Below are 18,456 nucleotides of genomic sequence, written 5' to 3'. Positions count from 1 at the left end.
GTCGATGAACGAAGCAATGAAACGCCACGCGCGACATGTCGCTACGGCGGCCGCTGCGTGCGTACTGTCGCTCGCACAGGCGGGCCTGCATGCACAGGAAACGGCTGGCGCCGCGAGCGCGGCGCAGGCGGCCGCGCTGCCGGCGGAGCTCGCGAAGGTCACGCACGAGCCGCTCGCGCAACAGGCGCGCTGGCTGCGCACGGCGGCCCAGCGCGGCACGCTCGCGCAGCTCGACGACGCGACGCTCACCGCGCTCTTCAAGGCGCTCGATCCGCTCGCCGTGCCGCTCTACATCCGGAACGGCCCGAACGGCTATCCGTCGTACCAGTTCACGATGGTGCGCCAGGAGCGCATCAGCGGAAAATGGCCCGACACGCCCGACCGCATGCTCGTGAAGACGACCCGCGAGCCGCTGCGCGTGTATGCGAAATGGCTGCCGGGCGGCGCGCATGCCGGACAGGAGACCATCTACGACACGACGCAGCGCAAGGACGAGATGTACGGCCATCTCGGCGGCCTGCTCGGCAAGATTCCGCTGTGGACGGCGATCGACGGCGCGCTCGCACGCGCCCAGTCGAATCATCAGGTGAAGGATCTCGGCACCGAGTTCATCGCGAACCTGTACCTGACCGAAGGGAAGAAATACGTGGAGGCCGGCGTCCAGCGGCCGACCGATGTGGAGGCCAAAACGATCGACGGCGTGCGCGTCGTCGCGCTCACCTACGAAACGCCGACCGGCCGGCCGCAGTTCTATGCGAAAAAGGAAGTGCTGGGGCTCGACCTGCACGCCCCCTATTTCCGGACCGTCGAATCCTATGACAACGACGGCAGGATCTTCGAGCGGATCGTCATCGAGAAAATCGCGCCCACGCCGTTCGACGACACCGCATTCGACCCGAAAAACCCCGACTACGCGTTCTGACGCGCGTCGGCGGGGCTCGCCACGGGCTCAATCGTCATCGTCGTCATGGTGCCGATGCCAGTGCTTGTAATAGTGCTTGCGCCACTTGCGGTAGCGATCGTCGTCGTCATCGCCGTAATAGCCATATCCGTAGCCCGGATAGGCGACGACGGCGGGCTGCGGCGCGACATAGACGGGCGCCGGCTCGACATAGACCGGCGCGACGGGTACGCCGATGCCGACCGACAGGTCCACGTGCCCCGCCACTGCACTACCGGAAACGAGCAACGCCATGCTTCCGATCACTGCTGCCACTTGCCTCTTGTTCATGCTCCGCATCCCTGATAAGCCGGCCCGTCCGGCTCGCGCGACCAATGTAAGCGCGGCGCGCGGACCGAGGTGATACGGGGTTGCGAGAGTCGTAACGCAGCGTAACGAAACGGCTTCGGCCGTTCGGCCTAATCGCGAAAATGCGCCGGAACGTCTATAGTGGGTTACGGTTCGACACAATCGCGACTGCGCGCTCCCCTATCGAACAGGGTAGAATTCCGCCAAACGCCTTGTGGACGAACACGCCACACACACGCACAACATATTCTCTGACGCAGGCTCCTGCCGCACCTCAATGGCCAATCCCGCAGAATCCCATCCGCAAAACGACTTCATCAATTCGGCGCGCAAGGAACGTAAGCGTGTTGAAATCTATCTCGTCAACGGCATTCGTCTGACGGGGTGTATCGAGTCGTTCGACCAGTATCTGGTGATGCTGCGCACCCCCGTGGGTCTGCAAGGCATCTACAAGCGCGCGATTTCCACGATCCAGCTCGACACGGGCGGCTCGCGCCCGGGGGGCGGCGGCCCCCGCGGCCCGCGCACCGGCGGTCGCCCCGGCGGCCGTGAAGGCGGCGGTCACAGCCCGTACGGCTCGCACGGCGGCTCGCGCGAATCGCGCGGCGACGGCGGCTACGGCTCCCGCGAGCCGCGTGAAGGCTACGGGTCGCGCGAACCGCGCGAGGGTTACGGCTCGCGTGAGCCGCGCGAAGGCTACGGCGCACCGCGCGAGCCGCGTGAACCGCGCGAAAGCTACGGCGCGCCGCGCGACACCGGCGACGCCTCGGGCAACGCCGCGCCGTCGGATTCCCGCGGCGGCAACGGTCCGGTCATCGTGACGCGCCGCCGGCGAATCGTGCCGGACGGCCAGTAAAACAAAAAGGGCAAGCCAGTCGGCTTGCCCTTTTCACTGGTGCGGCCGGCGCGGCACGTCGTCGCACCGCCGCTACCGCGTTCAGCGTGCCGTCGCCGGCAGGCCCGCGTCGGCCTCGCGCTGCAGCGAACGCACCTGCTGTTGCAACGCCCGCAACTGCGACTGAAGTTGAGCCTGTTGCGCCTGCAGCGTCGCCGTTTCGCTCCGTACGCTCTTCTGGCGATCCGCCACCGCCGCCTGCTGCTGGCGGGCGATCGAGATGTCCGCCTGCAGACGCCGCGCGCGGTCCTGCACGACTTCGATCTGCTTGTCCATCTGCGCCTTCTGCGATTCCAGCTTCGCCGCGCGCAGTTCGTCGACGGCCAGCCGCTCGGCCTGGTGCGAAAAATCGCGATAGATCGCTTCCGCCCGCGCTTCGTTGTAAGTCTTGATCACGCGCCAGAACGCCTTTTGCTGGAACAGCGCGACGAAGTACGCACCGTCCTTGACGTTGAATAGCAGGCTCGCGCCGTAGCTGCCGTTGTAGCTCGTGCGCATTTCCGTCAACGCGTGCGACTGGATCTGGCGCTGCAGATCGTCAACCGTGCTCGGCCCCGTCGACTCGCCCGCTTGCGGCTGCACCGACGTCTGCGCCTGCGAATCGATCACCGGAATCGCGGCTACGGGCGCCGACGCCGGCTGCACCGCCGACGAATCGCTGCCTGCCAGCCCCTGCGCGAACGCGCCTTGCATGCCTCCCACCAGGGCGAGCAATACGCTCACCCGCCCCAACCCCGTCATATGGCTCATGAAGTTTTATTCCCGCGCGGATCGTTGTCATTCCACGCGATTTTATCTCATTAATTACTCGCTTTCGCGGGTCTCGGGCTCTTCGTCGAAGATCTGGTACTTGCGCATTTTTTCCCACAGCACCTTGCGGCTGATGCCGAGCTGCTGGGCCGTGTCCTGACGCCGCCAACCGTTTGCGTCGAGCGCGGCGATCACGCGGTTACGCTCGTTCATGTCCCACTTGCTGCGATCGACGAACACCTCGGCCGCACTCTCCGCCGGCACCGGCTGGGCCGAACTGCGTGCGTGCGCGATCAGCCGCTGCAGCCGCGCGGCATCCCAGCCGCCCGTCTGCCGTACCGTCACGCCGACGCGCTCGGCCAGGTTGCGCAATTCGCGCACGTTGCCGGGAAAATAGCTGTCCGCCACCGAATCCGTGAGCCAGTACGGCAGGTCCGACAACTCGGCGAGCCGCTCCTCGCCGACCACCTGGGCGACGAACGACTTGAACAGCGCGATCTTGTCCACCGCACCGCGCTCTTCCAGCGACGGGATGCTCAGTTCGATCACCGCAAGCCGATAGTAGAGATCGGCGCGGAACAGCCCTTCCTTCACGAGCTGCGGCAGTTTCTTGTTGCTCGCCGCGACCAGACGGAAATCGACCTTGACCGGCGCCGTCGCGCCGACGCGCAGCACCGCGCCGTCCTCGAGCACGCGCAGCAGCTTGACCTGCTGGTACAGCGGCAGATCGCCGACTTCGTCGAGGAACAGCGTGCCGCCGGCCGCCTGCTCGAAATAGCCTTTATGCGCAACAACCGCGCCCGTGAACGACCCTTTAGCATGGCCGAAGAACAGCGATTCGAACAGGCCGTCCGGAATCGCGCCGCAGTTCACCGGCACGAACTCGCCGTGCCGATAGCGGGAATGCTTTTCGTGCAGCAGCTGCGCGATGCGCTCCTTGCCGACGCCGGTTTCGCCGTGCAGCAGCACGTTGGTGTCGCAGTCGGCGAACGTATCGACTTCGTGCAGCAGCGCCTGCATCGATTCGGAGTGCGCGACGAGTTCCGACGGCCGCAACGTTTCGGCGGCGTGCGCGCGCAGTTGCGTGACGAGCTTGCCGATCATGCCGCGCAGTTCCGCGCACGTGAAGTCGAGCGGCAGGATGTGCGAATACTCGGGCGGATACTGCGACGCGTCGTGGTCGCGCGCCGCGCCGACCCAGACGACCGGCATGCCGATATTGGCCTGCCAGTCGCGCAGGAATGCCGCGCCGCCTTCGATCATCGTCACGCTGATGATCGCCAGCGACCGCCGCATCGCGGCGCGCTCGGGCGAGACCGTCGCGTTGTCGGCGCGGATCACTTCGACGTCGAAGCTCGCCATGCACCGGGCGACGCGGTCGACGATGTCCGCCTTGCCTTCCCAGACGTACAGGTCGAGCTCTTCGATTGCGGGCGTGGTTCTCATGTTTCGGGTGCGGCTTCAGTAATTGACGGGTTGCTTGGTGTTGCAGATCAGCGGCCAGCTGCGGGCGGCGACGATACCGGCTGCTTCGGTAACAGAACGTTCAGGCATTTATTGAACCAGCATGGGATTGCCGCATTTGATCGAATCCGGCGTGTTGGTGACATAGGCGTTCCCTAGGCTCAGGCCGAGCAGGCCCGTGACGGAAGTCAGGAGCGAATCGATCGGTTGCAGGAGGAGCGGAACGAGCGTGTTCCCGAGTGCGCTCAGAAGCGGTCCGAGAAGGTTACTCAACAACTGACTCAATACCCCGCTCAGATCGATGCCTACTGCTTTCAGCGCCCCAAGCAATCCACTGTCACCCAGCGTCAACGACACCGTCAGACCATTATTCGTGATGCCAGTCACCGCGGGCGACAGAAACTGGTCCGTTCCCGTGCCCAGCATGTACGGCGAGGGTGGATTCGGTGCAGCGGATGATTGAGAACCCGGATATGAGAACAGCAACGGCGTTGGACTTTGATTAGCGACGGGCACTGTCGTCATTTGCCCGGGCCGCAAGCCAATGTTGACCGAAATTGCGTTCAGATCGACGATACCTAGCGTCAGGGTCTTGATCAATACGGCCAGCGTAGACGACAGTCCGCCGAGGTTAAGCAGATTGAGCAAACTACTCAGATTGACGGTCACCAGCGGAATCGGCGCCGCGCTACCATCGGGTGAATACCCGGACGGAGCAGAGAGATTGATCTTCGTACTCGAAGCCCCGCCGATATAGACAGCGACTACTCCGGTCTGCACGTTCACTGTCGCGCTTTTCGTACCGTCCGCCAAACAGCTGACGGACGCCAGACCGGCCGTGGCGGGAGCCACATACGCCGTAATCGGCAATTGAACGGCGGCAAGCGGCGTCGGACTACCTGACGGACAACTACCGCCCGGAAAGACCAATCCACCGGTGGGGCAGCTTGACAGCAGCGAGATAGACGTATTGAGAAACACGTTGCCCTGCGCGGTCGACGTGCTGGTCGTGCAATCGGACGTCCCGCAATTCAACGGCCCGGGCAGACCGCTCGCCGTGGACGGCGGATTGGCCCCCAACTTGACTGAACCCGATACGGTCACGTTCAGTAGCGGTGAGAGCGCCGTAGGCGTCTGAACCGTGACGCTGGGAATGTCGACCGAATTCGTGCCGTTCGCGATCTGCAATGCCGTCGACAGCAATCCGAGAGCATTGACGCTGGCATTGACGGCAGAGCTTCCCGTCGCAGTCGCAGCGGAAACCAGTTGACCGAGCGCGATCTGCGGCCCGCCACACACTCCCCCCGGACAAAGGGCGATGACTAGTGCATTCAGCACCTTCAGGTTCGCCGCGGCTACGCTCTGCTGCGTCGCCGCCTGCACCGCGGCATTAGCCAGTTGACCGAGCGTCACGGTGCCATTCAGCACGCCTGTACTGGTGCCGACCGGGAGATTGGCAAGAATGCCGGCCAGCTTCAAGTTGACTTGCGCGAGTCCTTGATAGTCGACCAGTTGGAGATTCAGCGCATTGTCGTTTGACCTTGTCAGCGCCTTGAGCAATTGATTGGCCAATCCGCCGTTCAACGCTGCAAGCGACGTGGTCAACGTAAAAGTATCTGTCGGTACGCTCTTGGCAATGGCCGATCCGCCAATCGTGACGCCACCGCGAAAAATCCCGTCGACCGGCTCGGTCACCGTGACGCAAACGGCGTTGGTCGATTGGCCATTGACCGTTCCGGCAGAGAGCCCAGCGCACTGGTTACCGATAATCGGGTCGCCCGACACCCGTGTGAACTGCGCGCTGCTGCTGCCCTGAGGCGCGGTCCAGATGCCGCACGACACGGAAACTTTCGAACCCGCCGGCAATGCATTCGTCGCCGGGTTCGCGATTTGACTGGCTGCGGTCCTCGCTGCCTGGCAAGTCACGTCGGTCGTCACCTGAGAGACTGCCGATAACGCGGCCAAATCAGCCGCTGCTTGCATCCGGCGTCTTTCGGCATAGAAATGGCCGACGTCGATCGCGCCCAGAATAATGATCGCAACCAGCGTCCAGATCGTCGCCATGATCGCGACGCTACCGCGCTGGCGACTGATCCCGGGACTACCGGCGCTCCCCCGCCGTGCCGTGTGCGACTGATCTGCACGCATGGTCATCCCGCTTTATTGCCCGCCCTGTCCGCCGCCCGACATGCCGCCCACAGCGCCGAGTTGCGAACTCATCGAATCAGGGATCTTGTTCTTGAACGAATCGAGATAGCGTTGGTACGCAAGCGACGCGACGTCACCGAACACAGGTTGCGTCGGCGCCGCCGCGCGGTTGTCGCGTTGCATCGCGAGCCAGTCTTTGGTCGAGCGGCCAACGTCGGACGCACCCAGTATCACGGCATCTTGACCATATGCAGTGCCGGAATCCGTTACGATGCAGATGATCGCGACCAGCATCGCAATCCGGCCCGCGCATGCGCTTCGATTCCGTGTGTTGTCGCTCATGTCGTTCCCCGAATGCCTGTTCATTGTGAAAACCGTTGCAGCAGCGGCACAGTTTGGTCGTAACCGAAGTTGTTCGCCATCGGCGTGATTGGCGTCGTCGCGCCGGGCCGCGACACCACCGGCGGCGTCGCGATTGCGCGCTGCTGCGCACGCGCCGCCGCGGCGATCTTCGCGGCATCGCCACTGATGTCCTTTCGAATTTCCGGCGACAGATGCTGCTGGTTCATCAGCCGTTGCGCATCCTGCGCACGCCCTGCCGCAAACAGATACAGCGCAAGGTTGCTGACGATTTTCGGATTGCGCTGATCGAGTTCGGCAGCCTTCATCAGCGGTACGCGCGCGCCGACGACGTCGCCGCTGCGCAATTTCGCATAAGCGAGGTCGGACAGTAGCGACGGATCCGTCGGCGCGAGCTCCGATGCTTGCGTCAACGCCTGCACGGCACGATCGAAATCGCCTGCGGCGCCCGCAAGCAACCCAAGCCCGCGATAACCGCGCGCCGCAAGTGGCGTCTTCAGCAACTGTGCATACACAGCCGCACTTGCGGCCGGCTGGTCGGTCATCCGCAGCGCATCCGCACGCAACAGGATCGATTCCGGCATGACACCGTATGTCTTGTCATATGCATCGATGTGCGCGAGCGAAGCATAATAGAGGCCCTGCGCTTGCATGCGCTGAATCAGACCCAGATACATCCCCGGCGTATCCGGCACGGATTGCTTCTGATCTGCGGCTTGCATCAGTGCCGCACGCTCGGTCTGTGCGCCGACGCCATACCCGCTTTCCTTGGTTGCGCATGCGCTGAGCAGCAGCGCCACCGCCAGCATGCCCGCCCGGGTTACCGCTTCGCCGATTCGCTTCATCGTCTGTCCTTCCATCCTTCAATGCTGCGACGACAACGCGCGCATCACCGCCAGCATGCCCGGCCCCGCCGTTACGATCAGCAGAGCAGGTAACAGCGTCAGCACCATTACGCCCGTCATCTTTACCGTCAATCTACCGATCCGTTCGCGCAGCATCGCTCGACGCGTCTCACGCAAACGGTCGCCGAACTGCTTGAGCGGTTCCTGCACCGCGCCACCATGCTTGTCGACCTGAATCATTAATCGCACGATCGCGCGCAGATCTTCGTTGTCGAATCCACTCGACAGCCGTTGCAGCGACTGCTCGCGCGTACGGCCTGCGGCGAACTGACGCTGCGCGATTCCCACCTCCGACGACAGTACCGGCAGCATCCCCCGAAAATCGTTCGTCACGACCTGCAGGCTTTGATCGAGCGACAGGCCGACACCCTGCAGCAAGCGCAGCATGTCAACGAGTAACGGCAGTTCGTCGACGACGCTCTGTCGCCGCGACGCGGCGCGGCGCTGCACATAGAGTTTCGGCAGCATGAAGCCGAGCGCGAAGGCACCGCACATGCCGACCATCCAGATACTGCCTTTCACGCGCCCGCTCGCGAAGATTGCGAACAGCAGCGGCAACGCGATCCCGCACGCGACCCGTGCACTCAGAAACAGCCCACGCGTCCGTGCATCGACATACCCGCATTGCTCCAGGAGGCGACGATCTTCTTCCGCGACAGCATATTTGCCGAAGCCGGTATCCAGCCACCGCATGCCTGCCGCCGACAGGCGATCCAGCCAACGATCGACACGCTGCCCGCCGCGCACGTTGGCTTTCGCCGGAGCCTCGCCATCCTGCGATGGTCGCGCCTTCGCCGCCTCCAATGCAGCCATGCGCCGATCCAGCGCATCGACCAATGCTCGTTCGGCGCGCGCCGCGGCATTCGCACGTAACGTCACGGCCATCCCGAGCAGCAGCACCCCGAGTGCACCCACGGCCAATGCAATCGCTCCGATTTGAGTCGCCGTCATAGCCTCACCTGAGCCGAGCCATTCGATACAGCCATATGCTGCCTACCACTTGGGCCAGGAACGCGATCATGAGCAGCGACCGCCCGCTCGGATCGCTCCACATTCCGTACAGATACTTCGGATTGGTCATCACGACAAAGCTGCCGATTGCAATCGGCAGCATGACGAGGACGAACGCGGACAGTCGCGTCTCCGACGACATCGCGGTCAATTCACGCTCGGCTTGCTCGAGATCGCGCATGAATACGGCCATCCGTTCAAGCATCACATCCGCGCGACCGCCATATTTGACCGACAAGCGCAGCACCGAGCCGACGAGCTCGAACTCTTCGGCCCGGTAGATCTTCGCGATGTGCATCATGGCGCGGTCGATCTCGATACCGCTCCGCAACATCCTCGACACGACGTCGAGACAGCCGCGCAGCGGCTCCTCGGTCGTCAACAGCGCGGACTGAAAAGCAGCAGGCACGCTGTTGCCGAGCGTCACGAGACGCACGATCCCGTCGAGAAACGACGGAATCTGCCGAACAATTTTCAGCCGCCGCCGCTGAATCCGCGATGCGAGCCAGACGCCGAGTATCGCGCTTCCGCAAATGAGTGCCGCGAAACACGCCAGCATGCCGCCGTGGCTGCCCGCGATGACCGCAGCCACGACAAGCACGACAAGCGCGACGACTGCCTTGCCGCGCGCATCGTCTATCCCCGCGCGGCTCGCAAGGTTGGACAGATATTCCGAGGCAGTCCCATACCAGTGCGCCCCGAAGGCCTCGGACGATACCTTCCGTGCCGTCCCCGGTTGCTGCACGGCGCGCACGGCCCCAGCCGCCGGCGCAGATGCCGCCGATGCGGGGACGCGTGCGCGAGGCTCGAGCCGGCTGTCAATGAAACGCTTCGCGTCGGTCCGTACGCGCCGGGTCTCCGCGTGATGCCACAGCACCATCGCAGCCGCGACACACAGCATCGCGATCGCCAGCGCCCATACCATTGCGCTATACATTGAAGCCCCCGCCGCCGCGGCCGAACCCACCACCGCCAAAGCCGCCCCCACCGAATCCGCCATCGCCGAACCCACCACTCGTCAGCGTCTGGCGAAAGCGTGCAAGCTTCGGCGAATGCGGATGAATGCCCAGGGTTTCCCAGTGGTCGACTTCCTCGCCCTCCGGTGTCACGCGCGCTTCATAGCGGTAAAGCTCCTGGGTCGCGATGATGTTGTCGGACAGCCCGGTCACTTCGGTGATCGATAGAATTCGTCGCCGCCCGTTCGACAGGCGTCCGATTTGCACGATGAAGTCGATGGCGTTCGCGATCTGCCGACGCAGGCTCGACTCGGTGCCCTGAAAACCTGCGAAACCGGCCAGCATCTCGAGACGGTACAGACACTCGCGCGGCGAACTCGCATGCACGGTGCCCATCGAGCCGTCGTGGCCTGTGTTCATTGCCTGGAGCATTTCCAGCACCTCGCCGCCGCGCACTTCGCCGACGATGATCCGGTCCGGACGCATCCGCAACGTATTGCGCAGCAGGTCGCGAATCGACACGACGCCGGTACCGTCGAACCCGCCCGGCCGGCTTTCGAGCCGCACGACGTGCGGGTGGTTTAGCGACAGTTCCGCCGTATCCTCGATTGTCACGACACGCTCGATCTCCGGAATATGGAACGCGAGCGCGTTGAGGAGCGACGTCTTGCCGGAACTCGTACCGCCCGACACGAGAATGTTGCAGCGCGCCTCGACTGCCGCCTGAAGCAACGTGTTGATCTCTTCGTTGAACGTTCCGTTGCCGAGCAGGTCGGACGGCTTCAGCGGATCCTTGCGGAATTTCCGGATCGACACGACCGGACCGTCGATCGACAGCGGCTCAATCACCACGTTGACGCGACCGCCGTCGGGCAGCCGTGCATCGACCATCGGGTTCGACTCGTCGAGACGGCGACCGATCGGCGCGAGGATCCGCCGCACGATCCGCAACAGGTGCGCGTTGTCGGTGAAGCGCACGGGCAGCTTGGCAAGGATCCCATGACGCGACACATACACGTCGTTGTAGCCGTTGATCAGGATGTCCTCGACCGCCGGGTCCGCGAGTAAATCCTCGATGGGCCCGAAACCCGCGAGTTCCTTCGTCAACGCCTCCGCAACCGTCCGTACCTCGTTCTCGTTGAGCGGAATGCGGCGCAGGCGCACGAAGCTGTCGATCTCGAGGTCGACGAACTGGTTGATCGCCTGACGGGACCATCTGCCGAACTCGGCGCCCAACTCTTCGATGCGCGTCAGCAAGTGTTCGTGTGCGGCATTCTTGATGTCGTGGAATTGCTGCGTCTGGGAAAACGGCGCTGAGCCGTCGGCAAATTGAATGTCGTGTGCCATCGCTTACGACCGCTTGGACGAAGGTTGAATGAAGCGCTTCAGCGCGGACAGGCCAGACGCCGGACGCGGTACAGCCGGACGAATCGACACGCCCGGCAACCGCGCGGCGAGCGAGTCGAGCGCACGCACGTACGGATCGCGCTCCGCCATATCGACGATGAGTCGGCCCTGGTTTGCCGCGTGGCCGATCGCGACGCGGCGCGAAGGCAACGTGCCGACCAGCGACAGTCCGAGTCTCTCCGCGATCTGCGCGGGCGTCAGATCGAGTGCAGGGTCGTACTGGTTGACGACGAGCCGTACACGATCGGTGTCGACACCCGCGTCGCGCAGCCCGGTGAGCAAATCGGCCGCCGACACGATCGATGCAACGCCCTGATCGCAGACAAGCCATGCTTCGTCGGCGGAACTCATGATCTGTGCAACGAATTCGCGGTTCGAAAAACCGCCGAGATCGACGATCTGCTGATCGAAGAATGCGCGAAACCGATTCAGCAAACCGGCGCACGACGCGTACGACACGTCGCGCAGCGCGCCGAGATCCGTCGGCAGCGTCGTCAACGCGACGCCGCTCTCATGCCGGGTCAGCGCGGTATTCACGAAGGTCCGGTCGATGCGACGAAGGTTGTGAACCGCATCGATGAAATGGAATTCGCAGCGTGTATTCAGGAACAACGCGCCATCGCCCGCTGGCAGGCCGAGGTCGACGAGCGCGGTCTGGCGACCGGCTGGCATCCCGCCGTTCGGCTCGCCACTCCCCTCCGGGCTCACCGAGCGCTTCTGCAACCATACGGCCAGATTCGCTGCGAGCGTGCTCACTCCCATGCCCGCGCGCGCGCCGAGCAGTGCAGCAAGCTTGCCGTGGCGGCTCGCCGGCTCGCCGACGTTCGCCAGCAACCCGCGAGTCGTGCGCAACGCATCTTCCGCCGGAGCCGACACGTCGATGAAGTCGCGGACACCGGCGCGCAATGCAGCGAGCGTGCTCTCCGGCTGTGCGAGCGAACCCAGCGCGACAATCGGCAGCCCCGGATGTGTGGCGCGAATCGCAGCCGCGGTGATGCTCGCCGCCGTGCTGCCGTCCGAGAAATCGATGAAGACGAGCGCCGGATTGAGGCCCGTAATGCGCTGCGCCAGCACACCCGGGTCGAGCGATGCGGCCTCGACCGCGCCGGCCGACACAAGCGTATCGGCCAGCCAGCGGACATGCGCCTCATGCGGCGACGCACAAACAAAATAGTCGGTCACGGCGGGTTCACACAATGATTGAATTCGTGCATTCATGTCGAACACCCCCGATTGCACAAGGCGTGGCGTTGCATCGCAAGCCGCGAGACATTCCACTCATTTCGAAAATCCGGGAGCAGCGTCGGGCGACGCAGCTCCGCCCAGATACGATTTCCAGACCGGCCCGTCGCGTTGCTCGGACAACTCGCCGGGTGTTGCAGGCAACACCGCACCCTTGGCAATCGGCGCGACGAGATGCGGCGTCACGATGATCAGCAGTTCCTTGTCGTTCTGCTGATAGCTCAGATTCTTGAAGAACGTCCCAATGATGGGCAGATCGCCGAGCAAGGGCACCTTGCTTACGTTCGACATCGTCTGGCGATCGATCAGGCCGCCGATCACGAAGCTCTCTCCGTCACCCAGTTCGACTGTCGTGTCCGCGCGGCGCGTCGTAATGCCGGGCACTGCGACGCCGCTGATCGTCACGCTGTTCACGAAGTCGAGCTGACTCGATTCGGGCGCGACCTTCAGCGCGATCCGGCTCGGACTTAAGACCGTCGGCGTCAACGAGAGCCCGACGCCGTATTGCTTCCACTGGATCGCCGTCGAACCCAGCCCCTGCGGCGATGGCACCGGAATCTCGCCACCCGCGAGGAAGCTCGCGCTCTGGCCGGACAGCGCGACCAGTGTCGGCTCGGCCAGCACGCGCGCGAGATTGTTCGCCTCCAGCAGAGACAGGTCGGCAAAGATGCCGCGCCCGGCCGCGTTCACGACCAAGTTGAATGCGGACGCGACTGGCGATCCGAGCGTCGGAACGTATCCCCCAGTCCCCGGGCCCGAACCACCGCTATAAGATTGCACGCCACCCGGCGAAAACGATCCGAACGAAAAGCCGTTGCTTTGCTTGAAGAAATTGAACCCGACCTGCTTGAGCACCGAACGGCTGAATTCGACGACCCGAACGTCAACTTGCACGACACTCTTGCCGGGAACCGTCGAGCGATCGATCACGGCGCCCTTCCCGCTCATGTTCTTGCCGACCGCAGCCGCACGCGCATGCGCCTCGAGCGACGCGGCGGAACCTTGCAGCACAGCCGTGCCGCCGTATGCATTCACGCGCGGCGTAGTGCCGTCGAGCACGGCTTGCGCGGCCGCGTCGACAACCTCGACGTTCCAGATCGTTGGTTCATCGCGCCCGCGCTCCCACAGCATCACGTTCGTTGCGCCGGGAGCCTTCGCAATGAGCAGGACCGAACCCGAGCGGCTGCCCTTCATGATCAGCACGTCGGCAACTGCCGGATCACCGACCGCGACGCGCTGCAGGGTACGGCCCGCCGAAATCTGCCGTTGTGCACCGACGGCGAGTTCGATCGTAGCGCTGGCGCTCGCGAACGAGGTAAAGGTCACGGTGCAGATGGCAATCGCGAATGCAATCAGTATGTTTTTCATCGTTTGGTAGACCGGCGCGCGGCCTTTTGCTTGTCGTCGCTGATATCGATCGCCGTTTATCCGATTCAATAAGCAACCGTTTCCGAGCGGCCGCCGCGAATTACTTCGATGCCGCCGCCCCCGCTCGGCCGAGCAGGCGGCGGCAGATGCGACGGCAACGGCGGCAGGTTTGCGCTGGCTACCGGTGTTCTCGGTGTGCCGGACAGTTGCTGCAGCGAGACGCCTGCTGCGGCCAGCGCCGACGGCGACAGCTTGTTGTCCGTACGGACTGCAACCGTCTGCAGCGCAAGGTCGTCGTCACGCGGGTTACGCAATGCAAAGGTCAGGCGGCCGCTCGCCTCGCCGAGCGTCAGCGCGTCGACCTGCGCGGTCGGCACCGCGAGCACCGCGATGCGAGCGCCGGTCGGTTGCCCGTTACCACCGTTGTTGTTGCCGCTGTCGCGCTCGGCGGTCGCATCGCCGAACGACAGCACCCTGACCTTCGACAACAGCAGTCGCGCCTGTGTCTGCGAAACCTCACCGTCAAGCATCGTGCTGCCCACTTCTCGTTTCAGGTTCAGGAACACGTCGACGAAATTACCGGGCCGCAGCCGGTTGCCGACCGCGTTCGTTTCGTCGACGCGAACCGCAACCGCGCGCTCGCCCGGCTGCACGTCCTCGGCAAGCCCTGACACCAGTGCATCAGCAACGACCGGAGTCGAGGCCGGAATGTCACGAGTCGGCACGCGACCAACCAGCGGAACAAGATCGCTGAAAGCGCCTGCCGGTGCCGGCGCCGTCGCCTGGATCTTCAGCGCATCAGCTGGGATCGGCTGTCCACTTGGCAAAGCACGCGTTGCAATCACGACAGGCACCGCAGTTGCGGACACCATCGGCTGTGCCGGCGCGGGACTTGAAGCGCTGCGTCCGAGCACCCATGCATAGATTCCGAGCAGAACGGCGATCCCAATCAGCAGCCCCGCGATGATCTTCGTTAAGTTGTTGGTCATGTTGTCGTATGGATGCCGGAATGAAGCCAACCAGTTTCTTCTTGTCGCGCGATTTGCGCGTGACATGTCTATCGCGTCACGATGCCCGACTCATAGCATCGACTGCGGAATTTGCACCACTGCCGTACCCGTCAGTGGTTTAGTCATGATCGCCCCGAGGAACGGCATGATCGTCATCCAGCTATCGGGCGCATAGCTGACCGTGACTGTCAGGCAGTACAGCAACGGCGTAGGCGTTCCGTTGTAGTTGCACTGCTGCGCCACCACGTTGGGCGGACTGCTGTTCAGCCAACCAAGAACGTTCTGCGTAGTCGTCTTGGCGTTCGCGACTCGCGCCGTGAGGTCCGGCGCATAGGCCAATCCTGCACGCGCGCCCTCGCTCGCGGCCAGCGTCAAGCTCTGCTGAATAACGAAAATCATCCCGAAACTCAGAATCGCGTAGAAAATCACGAAGAACAGCGGGAACACGATCGCAAACTCGACCGCTGTCGCTCCACGTTGCCGTCGCCGTCCCCCGCACGCGTTCTGTCGTTTCATCGCATGCCCCCGATTGCGACGAGATAGACCAACCAGACGGCAGCCGGCACCGCGAGGCATGCGGCATAAGGCGTCGCCCGATACCCGCCAACTGTCAGCATCGGTTCGCGCTGCCGCCACACGCCCCCGAGCGACGTGCGAGACAGCAGCATCAGTACGAGCGCGTGCAGCCCTGCAGCCAGACTGGCAGCTACCCAGAGCCAAAGCAGCGCATGCGCACCGCACCAGATGCCGAGCACGGCGAAAATTTTTACGTCTGCTGCGCCCATGACGCGCAGAAGGAAGAACGGCATCAATCCGATCAGGCCGACCAGCATGCCGACCACTGCCTGATGCACGGAAATGCCAAATGGATTCGCCGCCATGCATGCGCCGCCAAACCCAGCGATCAGTCCGGCCAGGACACGCGCGTTCGAAATACGGCGGAAACGAATATCGCTGACCACAACCGAGCCGGCCCAGGTCAGAAATACCCCGCTAAAAATGAGATGTCCCATCGCACCACGATCCGCAGCAGATGCAAGGGCGGGCGGATTACCGAAGTAGTCCGCCCGCTACCACGCCACGACGACCTCCGGAAAAGAAGAAGTCGGCTTAGCTCGCCGGCGTTGCCCGAATCGCGGCGGCGGAACAGTTCGTAGACGACGGAGACGACACGCACGTGCCGAGATTGGTAAACATGTTACCGAGACTGCTGCCGATGTTCGTCACCCCGGCGACGATCGCGACAGCAATAAGACCCGCGATCAGCCCATACTCGATCGCGGTAACCCCGTCGTTTTCCTTAAGGAAACGCTTGATGATTGCTTTCATTTTATTCCTCGTGCCTGTATTTACGTTTTCTGGCCTTTTATACGTATCGATCCCCGCATATCTGGCCGTTTGCCCCAACCGTTCGCCACATCTGCTGTAACGTCAACCGGGTGCGCTTTCTTTATAGGTCGCCCCGAAGGGCATTGCTCACGATTTGATGCAAGTTAACATTCGCGATAGCGCTCCTCCTCGAACGTAGTGTACCGAACCGTACATTTCCTTACATCTGCTCCCGATTCTATATCCGATCCTATTTAAGTTCCAACCTCTTTTAACCGCTCTGACGGGAAAAAAAGACCAGGAGCACGACGTATTTGTACGGCGTTTCGGTATGACTTACACATAGGATTTACGATAGGTTAGATGTGCACACCTAATCCACCAGTAAAACCATTGCCGTGTCCACCAAGCCTGCGGGGGACCCACGTTACGCCGCACGCGTAACGCCAATGTTGTGACGTTACGTTACGAAACGGCCGAAACCGTTCTCATTCATCCGCTCTTAAACAGATTCAACAATCTTTCAATTTCCGGAAGTCCCTTTTCCGACAAGGAATTGCCTCGTTTAAAACCCGTTGTCGAACCGTCGGCCATCGAAATGGCACGACAGTTGCAGAGTAGTCCTCGCATCACTCAACACAACGCAGTTCACAACACATTTTTAATGCGAGGAAGAAATGGACATTAAGGTTATCCCTCATGGCGTGTTCCGGACGACTCTGATCGCGGCCACCGTTGCAGCCATGCTCTCCCTCTCCGCGTGCGGCGGCTCCGGCTCCATCAGCCAGGGCCTCGGCGGCGGCTCCAGCTCGGGCGGCGGCGATACGATCTCCACGTCGGGCGGCAACGGCACGAGCGGCACCTCGGGTACGAGCGGCACCTCCGGCACCAGCGGGACCTCGGGCACGAGCGGCACGTCCGGCACCTCCGGTACCAGCGGAACCTCGGGTACGAGCGGCACGTCCGGCACCAGCGGAACGTCGGGAACGAGTGGTACGTCCGGCACCTCGGGTGTCTCGTCGAACGCCGTGGGAACTGTCCTCGCACAAACCAGCACGATCGCCACGGGCCTCGGCAGCACCGTCACGGGCCTCGGCACCGTCATCGCCGGCCAGTCGCTGCCGGGCGTCAATCCCGCCACCACGCAAGCCGCGGGCGGCATCGTGCAAAGCGTAGGCGGCGCGGTCACTGCGCTGGGCAATGGCCTCGGCAGCGGCCTCGGCCAGCTTGGCGCGACGAAGGATCCGGTCGGCACCACGGTCGCCAGCACCGGCGGCGTGGTCAATCAGCTCGGCGGCGCAGTCACGCAAACCGGCAATCTGGTCACGAGCCTCGGCAGCGGCCCGCTGTCGCCGCTCGCGCCGGTCACGGGCGCCGTCGGCGGCCTCGTATCGACGCTCGGCGGCGCCGTGTCGAACGGCGGCACCACGCTCACCAACGTGCTGTCGACCGGCCCGATCCAGCAGGTCACGCAAACGGTCAGCTCGGCCATCACACCGATCACGACGATGGTCGGCCAGACGACGCAGACGATCGGCGCGGCAACCGGCCTCGGCGCACCGGTCAACACGCTGCTCGGCACGGTCGGCAACGGGCTGAACCAGGCCGGCGCCCTGCTCGCATCGACGGGCGGCAACCCGGTCACCACCGGCCTCGGCGGCACCGTCTCGTCGACGGGCAACACCGTGAAGGCCGTCGGCGGCCTGCTTACGGGCAGCACCGGCGGCGCGACCAACCCGCTCGCCCCGCTCACAGGTCTCGTTTCCACGGTGACCGGCGCACTCGGCGGCGCAACGGGCGGCGGCAGCGGCCCGCTCGCTCCGGTCACAGGCCTTGTGTCGACCGTCACCGGCGCACTGGGCGGCGCAGCAGGCGGCGGCAGCGGCCCGCTCGCTCCGGTCACAGGCCTTGTGTCGACCGTCACCGGCGCACTGGGCGGCGCAGCAGGCGGCGGCAGCGGCCCGCTCGCTCCGGTGACCGGCCTCGTCTCGACGGTCACCGGCGCACTGGGCGGCGCAACGGGCGGCGGCAGCGGCCCGCTCGCACCGGTTACCGGCCTCGTCTCGACGGTCACCGGCGCGCTCGGCGGCGCAACGGGCGGTACCAGCGGCGGCCCGCTCGCACCGGTCACGGGTCTCCTCGGCGCCGTCACCGGCGCACTCGGCGGCGTAACGGGCGGCGGCAATCCGATTGCAGCTCCGGTCCCCGCAGCCACCAGCACCGTCAGTGCGCCGGCGCTGAGCGGCAGCACGGGTGCCGTCACGAGCTCCGGCTCCGGCACGAACCTGCTCGCACCCGTCACGTCGCTGATCGGCGGCTTGCTCGGCGGCACGCACAAGTAATCCGACATCCATTCATCGAC

At 63.9% G+C, this 18,456-nt stretch carries 18 protein-coding genes; 3 read left to right on the top strand and 15 right to left on the bottom strand.

Annotation, left to right across the window (positions count from 1 at the left end; genetic code table 11):
- Positions 1 to 4: 4 nt before the first annotated feature.
- Complete coding sequence (locus A9Z05_RS30925) at positions 5 to 922, top strand: DUF1571 domain-containing protein (RefSeq protein ID WP_069621393.1); 918 nt, start codon at positions 5 to 7, stop codon at positions 920 to 922.
- Positions 923 to 949: 27 nt separating this feature from the next.
- Here the strand turns inward: A9Z05_RS30925 and A9Z05_RS30920 are convergent, their stop codons facing one another.
- A complete protein-coding gene (locus A9Z05_RS30920) occupies positions 950 to 1,231 on the bottom strand; it encodes a hypothetical protein (RefSeq protein ID WP_069621392.1) in 282 nt (93 codons plus the stop codon).
- Between the two features lie 295 nt (positions 1,232 to 1,526).
- On the opposite strand from A9Z05_RS30920, the gene hfq reads away from it, so the two are divergent.
- Positions 1,527 to 2,105 (top strand): RNA chaperone Hfq, encoded by a 579-nt coding sequence (gene hfq, locus A9Z05_RS30915; protein WP_069621391.1) that lies wholly within the window; start codon positions 1,527 to 1,529, stop codon positions 2,103 to 2,105.
- A gap of 81 nt (positions 2,106 to 2,186) precedes the next feature.
- Here hfq and A9Z05_RS30910 read toward each other — a convergent pair whose 3' ends face one another.
- From A9Z05_RS30910 to A9Z05_RS30845, 14 genes are all read right to left on the bottom strand, one after another.
- Complete coding sequence (locus A9Z05_RS30910) at positions 2,187 to 2,894, bottom strand: DUF2968 domain-containing protein (RefSeq protein WP_069621390.1); 708 nt, start codon at positions 2,892 to 2,894, stop codon at positions 2,187 to 2,189.
- A 54-nt stretch (positions 2,895 to 2,948) separates the two neighbouring features.
- Complete coding sequence (locus A9Z05_RS30905) at positions 2,949 to 4,340, bottom strand: sigma 54-interacting transcriptional regulator (protein ID WP_069621389.1); 1,392 nt, start codon at positions 4,338 to 4,340, stop codon at positions 2,949 to 2,951.
- Positions 4,341 to 4,448: 108 nt separating this feature from the next.
- Positions 4,449 to 6,422, bottom strand: a complete 1,974-nt coding sequence (locus tag A9Z05_RS30900; RefSeq protein WP_069621470.1) for a pilus assembly protein TadG-related protein — start codon at positions 6,420 to 6,422, stop codon at positions 4,449 to 4,451.
- Between the two features lie 96 nt (positions 6,423 to 6,518).
- Complete coding sequence (locus A9Z05_RS30895; protein WP_069621388.1) at positions 6,519 to 6,872, bottom strand: DUF3613 domain-containing protein; 354 nt, start codon at positions 6,870 to 6,872, stop codon at positions 6,519 to 6,521.
- Positions 6,869 to 7,711, bottom strand: coding sequence for a tetratricopeptide repeat protein (locus tag A9Z05_RS30890; RefSeq protein WP_069621469.1), 843 nt, complete (start codon positions 7,709 to 7,711; stop codon positions 6,869 to 6,871). The genes A9Z05_RS30895 and A9Z05_RS30890 overlap by 4 nt, the downstream gene beginning before the upstream one ends.
- An 18-nt stretch (positions 7,712 to 7,729) precedes the next feature.
- Entirely contained in the window at positions 7,730 to 8,722 is a 993-nt protein-coding gene (locus A9Z05_RS30885) for a type II secretion system F family protein (RefSeq protein ID WP_069621387.1), read from the bottom strand.
- Between the two features lie 4 nt (positions 8,723 to 8,726).
- A complete protein-coding gene (locus A9Z05_RS30880; protein ID WP_069621468.1) occupies positions 8,727 to 9,719 on the bottom strand; it encodes a type II secretion system F family protein in 993 nt (330 codons plus the stop codon).
- The gene (locus tag A9Z05_RS30875) at positions 9,712 to 11,085 is read right to left on the bottom strand and encodes a CpaF family protein (protein ID WP_069621386.1); all 1,374 of its coding nucleotides are present in this window, start codon (positions 11,083 to 11,085) and stop codon (positions 9,712 to 9,714) included. Before A9Z05_RS30875 ends, A9Z05_RS30880 begins: the two co-directional genes overlap by 8 nt.
- A 3-nt stretch (positions 11,086 to 11,088) precedes the next feature.
- Positions 11,089 to 12,363, bottom strand: a complete 1,275-nt coding sequence (locus A9Z05_RS30870; protein ID WP_069621467.1) for a fimbrial protein — start codon at positions 12,361 to 12,363, stop codon at positions 11,089 to 11,091.
- 60 nt (positions 12,364 to 12,423) lie between these two features.
- Positions 12,424 to 13,755, bottom strand: coding sequence for a type II and III secretion system protein family protein (locus A9Z05_RS30865; RefSeq protein ID WP_069621385.1), 1,332 nt, complete (start codon positions 13,753 to 13,755; stop codon positions 12,424 to 12,426).
- Between the two features lie 65 nt (positions 13,756 to 13,820).
- On the bottom strand, positions 13,821 to 14,744 hold the full coding sequence (gene cpaB, locus A9Z05_RS30860) for a Flp pilus assembly protein CpaB (RefSeq protein WP_069621384.1): 924 nt from the start codon (positions 14,742 to 14,744) through the stop codon (positions 13,821 to 13,823).
- A 90-nt stretch (positions 14,745 to 14,834) separates the two neighbouring features.
- Positions 14,835 to 15,281, bottom strand: a complete 447-nt coding sequence (locus A9Z05_RS30855) for a TadE/TadG family type IV pilus assembly protein (protein WP_069621383.1) — start codon at positions 15,279 to 15,281, stop codon at positions 14,835 to 14,837.
- Positions 15,278 to 15,778 carry a prepilin peptidase gene (locus A9Z05_RS30850; RefSeq protein ID WP_069621382.1) on the bottom strand — a complete coding sequence of 167 codons (501 nt, stop codon included), beginning with the start codon at positions 15,776 to 15,778 and terminating at the stop codon, positions 15,278 to 15,280. Before A9Z05_RS30850 ends, A9Z05_RS30855 begins: the two co-directional genes overlap by 4 nt.
- A 97-nt stretch (positions 15,779 to 15,875) precedes the next feature.
- Positions 15,876 to 16,094 carry a Flp family type IVb pilin gene (locus A9Z05_RS30845; protein WP_069621381.1) on the bottom strand — a complete coding sequence of 73 codons (219 nt, stop codon included), beginning with the start codon at positions 16,092 to 16,094 and terminating at the stop codon, positions 15,876 to 15,878.
- A 677-nt stretch (positions 16,095 to 16,771) separates the two neighbouring features.
- On the opposite strand from A9Z05_RS30845, the gene A9Z05_RS30840 reads away from it, so the two are divergent.
- Positions 16,772 to 18,436 (top strand): collagen-like triple helix repeat-containing protein, encoded by a 1,665-nt coding sequence (locus tag A9Z05_RS30840; protein ID WP_069621380.1) that lies wholly within the window; start codon positions 16,772 to 16,774, stop codon positions 18,434 to 18,436.
- Positions 18,437 to 18,456 lie beyond the last annotated feature (20 nt).

This window comes from Burkholderia sp. A2 (assembly GCF_001729305.1).
In the GTDB taxonomy this organism is placed as follows: domain Bacteria; phylum Pseudomonadota; class Gammaproteobacteria; order Burkholderiales; family Burkholderiaceae; genus Burkholderia; species Burkholderia sola.
The sequence above is the reverse complement of the archived record's forward strand: the minus strand, read 5'-3'. Positions and strand labels throughout refer to the sequence as shown.

Excerpts from the sequence above, each read along its gene's own strand:
- A9Z05_RS30910 (WP_069621390.1), bottom strand. The coding sequence starts at position 2,894 with ATGAGCCATATGACGGGGTTGGGGCGGGTGAGCGTATTGCTCGCCCTG.
- A9Z05_RS30925 (WP_069621393.1), top strand. The coding sequence starts at position 5 with ATGAACGAAGCAATGAAACGCCACGCGCGACATGTCGCTACGGCGGCC.
- A9Z05_RS30850 (WP_069621382.1), bottom strand. The coding sequence starts at position 15,778 with ATGGGACATCTCATTTTTAGCGGGGTATTTCTGACCTGGGCCGGCTCG.
- A9Z05_RS30875 (WP_069621386.1), bottom strand. The coding sequence starts at position 11,085 with ATGGCACACGACATTCAATTTGCCGACGGCTCAGCGCCGTTTTCCCAG.
- A9Z05_RS30890 (WP_069621469.1), bottom strand. The coding sequence starts at position 7,711 with ATGAAGCGAATCGGCGAAGCGGTAACCCGGGCGGGCATGCTGGCGGTG.
- cpaB (WP_069621384.1), bottom strand. The coding sequence starts at position 14,744 with ATGACCAACAACTTAACGAAGATCATCGCGGGGCTGCTGATTGGGATC.
- hfq (WP_069621391.1), top strand. The coding sequence starts at position 1,527 with ATGGCCAATCCCGCAGAATCCCATCCGCAAAACGACTTCATCAATTCG.
- A9Z05_RS30865 (WP_069621385.1), bottom strand. The coding sequence starts at position 13,755 with ATGAAAAACATACTGATTGCATTCGCGATTGCCATCTGCACCGTGACC.
- A9Z05_RS30920 (WP_069621392.1), bottom strand. The coding sequence starts at position 1,231 with ATGAACAAGAGGCAAGTGGCAGCAGTGATCGGAAGCATGGCGTTGCTC.
- A9Z05_RS30880 (WP_069621468.1), bottom strand. The coding sequence starts at position 9,719 with ATGTATAGCGCAATGGTATGGGCGCTGGCGATCGCGATGCTGTGTGTC.
- A9Z05_RS30895 (WP_069621388.1), bottom strand. The coding sequence starts at position 6,872 with ATGAACAGGCATTCGGGGAACGACATGAGCGACAACACACGGAATCGA.
- A9Z05_RS30845 (WP_069621381.1), bottom strand. The coding sequence starts at position 16,094 with ATGAAAGCAATCATCAAGCGTTTCCTTAAGGAAAACGACGGGGTTACC.
- A9Z05_RS30870 (WP_069621467.1), bottom strand. The coding sequence starts at position 12,363 with ATGAATGCACGAATTCAATCATTGTGTGAACCCGCCGTGACCGACTAT.
- A9Z05_RS30840 (WP_069621380.1), top strand. The coding sequence starts at position 16,772 with ATGGACATTAAGGTTATCCCTCATGGCGTGTTCCGGACGACTCTGATC.
- A9Z05_RS30905 (WP_069621389.1), bottom strand. The coding sequence starts at position 4,340 with ATGAGAACCACGCCCGCAATCGAAGAGCTCGACCTGTACGTCTGGGAA.
- A9Z05_RS30855 (WP_069621383.1), bottom strand. The coding sequence starts at position 15,281 with ATGAAACGACAGAACGCGTGCGGGGGACGGCGACGGCAACGTGGAGCG.
- A9Z05_RS30885 (WP_069621387.1), bottom strand. The coding sequence starts at position 8,722 with ATGACGGCGACTCAAATCGGAGCGATTGCATTGGCCGTGGGTGCACTC.
- A9Z05_RS30900 (WP_069621470.1), bottom strand. The coding sequence starts at position 6,422 with ATGGCGACGATCTGGACGCTGGTTGCGATCATTATTCTGGGCGCGATC.